Genomic DNA, 2694 nt, shown 5'->3' with positions numbered 1-2694 from the left:
CCCCTGGGGATGGGACGGGTAGGGGCGGCGGGGGCGAGGAAAACCCCAGGGCACGTGCCCGCCCCGGCAGCCGAGTCGGGTCGGTTGCCACAGCCGTTAGGCTGGAGGGCGTGGCAGTCGTCGACGTATCCGAAGAGCTCAAGTCCCTCTCCTCGACCATGGAGTCGATCGAGGCCGTCCTGGACCTCGACAAGCTGAGGGCAGACATCGCCGTGCTCGAGGAGCAGGCGGCAGCGCCGTCCCTGTGGGACGACCCGGAAGCAGCACAGAAGATCACCAGCAAGCTGAGCCACCTCCAGGCGGAGGTGAGGAAGGCCGAAGCCCTCCGCGGTCGCATCGACGACCTCGGCGTCCTCTTCGAGATGGCCGAGGAGGAGGACGACCCGGACACCCGCGCCGAGGCCGAGTCCGAGCTCGCCGCCGTCAGGAAGGCGCTGGACGAGATGGAGGTCCGGACGCTGCTCAGCGGGGAGTACGACGCCCGTGAGGCGCTCGTCAACATCCGCGCCGAGGCAGGCGGCGTCGACGCCGCCGACTTCGCCGAGAAGCTCCAGCGGATGTACCTGCGCTGGGCGGAGCAGAAGGGCTACAAGACCGAGGTCTACGAGACGTCGTACGCGGAAGAGGCCGGCATCAAGTCGACCACCTTCGCCGTACAGGTGCCGTACGCCTACGGCACCCTCTCGGTCGAGCAGGGCACCCACCGCCTCGTGCGCATCTCGCCCTTCGACAACCAGGGCCGCCGTCAGACCTCGTTCGCCGGTGTCGAGATCCTTCCCGTGGTCGAGCAGACCGACCACATCGAGATCGACGAGTCCGAGCTGCGCGTGGACGTGTACCGGTCCTCGGGCCCCGGCGGCCAGGGCGTGAACACCACCGACTCCGCGGTGCGCCTCACCCACATCCCCACCGGCATCGTCGTCTCCTGCCAGAACGAGCGCTCACAGATCCAGAACAAGGCCACGGCCATGAACGTGCTGCAGGCCAAGCTCCTGGAGCGGCGCCGGCAGGAGGAGCAGGCCAAGATGGACGCCCTGAAGGGCGACGGCGGCAACTCCTGGGGCAACCAGATGCGTTCGTACGTCCTGCACCCGTACCAGATGGTCAAGGACCTGCGCACCGAGCACGAAGTCGGCAACCCGGAAGCCGTGTTCAACGGTGAGATCGACGGCTTCCTGGAGGCCGGCATTCGCTGGCGCAAGCAGCAGGAGAAGTAGCGCCGCACACGCCCGTCGCGACCAGGGTGTTTTATCGACATGGCAACTGCCGCTCATCGGGCGGCAGTTGCCTCTTGCGTGCGGGATGTCTGGGTTTTACGTCACGCTCACATCTCCTGCCCGAGGTCAAATGATGTTGAAGTGGACATTGCACGCGCAACGGCCTTGACGTTGCCATGAAAAGTGGGAAGGGTGCAGCGTGGCATGCGTATCTCTGGGGCGCATGTGACGCAGGGGGCTTGAGTGAGCGATCTGCCCCTGACGCCGTGGCCCCGACGCTGCCTACTGACGATGAGCTACTGGGGGTAGCAAGCACATGACCAAGAAGACGCGGATCCGCCTGGCGCGGGTGGCCGCAGGTGCCGTGATCGCGGCCGGCGCCTCGATGACCGCTGCGGGTGCCGCATCTGCCGCGGAGACGGACAACTGCCTGCTGGGCCTCCTCTGCACCGAGGCCCCGGCTCCGGACAACCCGGGTGACCCCGACAACCCCGGTGACCCGGGCGACGACCCCGGCAACCCGGACGACGGCATCGGCCTCCCGGACGCCCCGCCGGAGGCCGAGGAGCCGCCGGCGGGCGACCCGGTCGAGCCCCCCGAGGAGGAGGAGCCGCAGCCCGACAACCCGGGCAACGGCAGCGACAACGGGAACGGCAACAACGGCGGTGGCAACAACGGGGGCGGCAACAACACCGACCCCGACGGCGGCAGCGGCAGCAACGCCGACACCCAGGAGGAGGGCTCCTCCTCCCTGACCGACACCGGTTCGGACGTCTCCACCGGCACCAACACCAACACCTCGGCCCAGGCCCAGGGCACCGGTGACGAGCTCGCCGAGACGGGTGCCGCCGAGACCACGTTCCTGCTGGTCGGGGCCGCCACGATGATCGCCGGCGGTATCGGCTTCCGCCTGCTCCCCCGCCTGATGGGCGGCCGCGGCGGCGCCGCGGCCTGAGCCTGACGGCTCGCCGCACCGCAGTACGCACGAGAAGGGCCCGGAGCGCGTCGCTCCGGGCCCTTTCGTATGCCCTGGTGTTCTCGGTGCCCTGGGGCGCCCTACACCGTCTGGTGCGCCAGCAGCGCCACCGCCGCGATCAGCACGGCGAGCAGCGCGACCAGTGCCATCGGGTTCAGCCCCGCGAAGGGGCTCTCCTGCTGCAGCCGCTCGCGGCTGGCCCGGCAGACGGGGCAGCGGCCCTCACTCACGGGCGCCGCGCAGTTCGCGCACACCAACCGGTCGTACGTCATGCGCCTCGCCCTCCTTGCACACCACGCGTTCCTGTACTCAACGCTTCGGGGAAGTCAACAGTTCCCACCTCCACTGTGCCAGGTTCCTCCGGAAAGAGCGCGGGATCCCTGCGGGGGCTTGGTTTCTGCGCTCCGAGAGGGGTGTTTTGGGTTGATTCGCGGCTGCAGGTTGGTTGTGGTTGCTCGCGCAGTTCCCCGCGCCCCTTTCGGGGGCTTCGCCCCCGGACCT

3 protein-coding genes are annotated in these 2694 nt (G+C 69.0%); 2 read left to right on the top strand and 1 reads right to left on the bottom strand.

The features are described 5' to 3' along the window. The first annotated feature begins 110 nt into the window (after nucleotides 1–110). Together prfB and FNH08_RS48535 are read left to right on the top strand one after the other, a co-directional pair. Nucleotides 111–1217 carry a peptide chain release factor 2 gene (gene prfB / locus FNH08_RS48540; RefSeq protein ID WP_322726624.1) on the top strand — a complete coding sequence of 369 codons (1107 nt, stop codon included), beginning with the start codon at nucleotides 111–113 and terminating at the stop codon, nucleotides 1215–1217. Nucleotides 1218–1533: 316 nt separating this feature from the next. Further along, a complete protein-coding gene (locus tag FNH08_RS48535) occupies nucleotides 1534–2172 on the top strand; it encodes an LPXTG cell wall anchor domain-containing protein (RefSeq protein WP_152778284.1) in 639 nt (212 codons plus the stop codon). A 101-nt stretch (nucleotides 2173–2273) separates the two neighbouring features. Here FNH08_RS48535 and FNH08_RS48530 read toward each other — a convergent pair whose 3' ends face one another. Further along, nucleotides 2274–2465, bottom strand: coding sequence for a hypothetical protein (locus tag FNH08_RS48530; protein WP_152778283.1), 192 nt, complete (start codon nucleotides 2463–2465; stop codon nucleotides 2274–2276). Nucleotides 2466–2694: the final 229 nt, after the last annotated feature.

It is taken from the genome of Streptomyces spongiae, assembly GCF_009377185.1.
GTDB lineage: Bacteria > Actinomycetota > Actinomycetes > Streptomycetales > Streptomycetaceae > Streptomyces > Streptomyces spongiae.
The sequence above is the reverse complement of the archived record's forward strand: the minus strand, read 5'-3'. Positions and strand labels throughout refer to the sequence as shown.

Excerpts from the sequence above, each read along its gene's own strand:
- FNH08_RS48530 (WP_152778283.1), bottom strand. The coding sequence starts at position 2,465 with ATGACGTACGACCGGTTGGTGTGCGCGAACTGCGCGGCGCCCGTGAGT.
- FNH08_RS48535 (WP_152778284.1), top strand. The coding sequence starts at position 1,534 with ATGACCAAGAAGACGCGGATCCGCCTGGCGCGGGTGGCCGCAGGTGCC.